Source organism: Oleiphilus sp. HI0061, from assembly GCF_001635675.1.
In genome coordinates this window covers 1-1,259 of sequence record NZ_LWFE01000545.1, presented here as the reverse complement: position 1 = coordinate 1,259, position 1,259 = coordinate 1, and the positions used below count along the sequence as shown (strand labels likewise).

Annotated in this window: 1 protein-coding gene; it reads right to left on the bottom strand. The window is 45.5% G+C overall.

All coding sequences use genetic code 11. From position 1 onward, the window contains the following. Positions 1-1,259: thrombospondin type 3 repeat-containing protein (locus tag A3735_RS07130; protein WP_197485731.1), on the bottom strand; the 1,259-nt coding region annotated here is incomplete at both ends.

Below are 1,259 nucleotides of genomic sequence, written 5' to 3'. Positions count from 1 at the left end.
GGTATCTACAGTCTTACCGGAAAGCAAAGCTAGGGGCAGCGTAATATCGAGAGAAGTATTCGCGCTAACCTGAATATTCTGCGGCTCATGAAAAATTGCCGCGTAATCGGGTACTGGATAAGCAGGAACTGCCGAAACGCTAGCTGAGTTAAACACATCTACCAAAGGTCTTAACTTATAGTTGCCCGGCGATACTGCAAACTCAAAATGGCCCTGCGTATCAGTGAGTACTTTATTGCCCACCTGGTTACCAGTGCTCTGCTGATGCAAGCTTACTTGAACCTTATCGATCACGCGCCCCTGACTATCTTTTAGGTAACCAGATAAGGTCAGTGCGTCACCTATCAATGTAATCAAGTGAACGACGTCGCGACCAGCAATACTTATTTCCTGCAGGGTAGGGTTGCTGAGGCCACTTTCTGATGGCGGAGTAACACCAATGAAATAATCGCCAGCACTCATATTTTCAAATAAGTACGCACCGTCCGACGATGTAGCCACAGAACTCAGATATTGTTTTTGACTATTATAGATTGCTACTTCCGCGCCTCCAACGGGGCTTCCCTCACCATTAACAACACCGCTTAAGCTAATACCAACTAACTCCGGTGGCGGTGGTGAAATAATCTCGGGGACATCACATGCATCGCCAATACCATTAGCGTCACGATCACTCTGATCTGCATTGGGTATTAGTGGACAATTGTCATTTTCGTCAAGTATTCCATCGTTATCGAAGTCATTTTCGATAACGGAAGGCGCATCACAGGCATCACCTATCCCGTCGCTATCACTATCACTTTGATCCGGGTTAGGTGTTAATGGGCAGTTATCGACTCCGTCAAGCACGCCGTCATCGTCATAATCATCGTCTGAGATAAGCGGAACATCACAAGCATCACCTATACCATTATTGTCACGGTCAGCCTGATCACTATTCGGAATCAAAGGGCAGTTATCGCTTTCATCTGGAATACCATCCCTGTCGTAATCAACTAGGGCCGGTGTATCGCATACATCACCAATGCCATCATTATCACTATCAAGCTGGTTAGTGTTTGGAATTAACGGACAATTATCAACATCATTCAGTATGCCGTCGTTATCATAATCATCGTCAGATACTAAGGGGGCGTCACAAGCATCGCCAATACCGTTATTGTCGCTATCAGCTTGATCAGCATTTGGAACCAAAGGACAGTTATCGTTATCGTCAAGTACGCCATCATTATCGAAGTCATTGTCATTATTATTCGGCG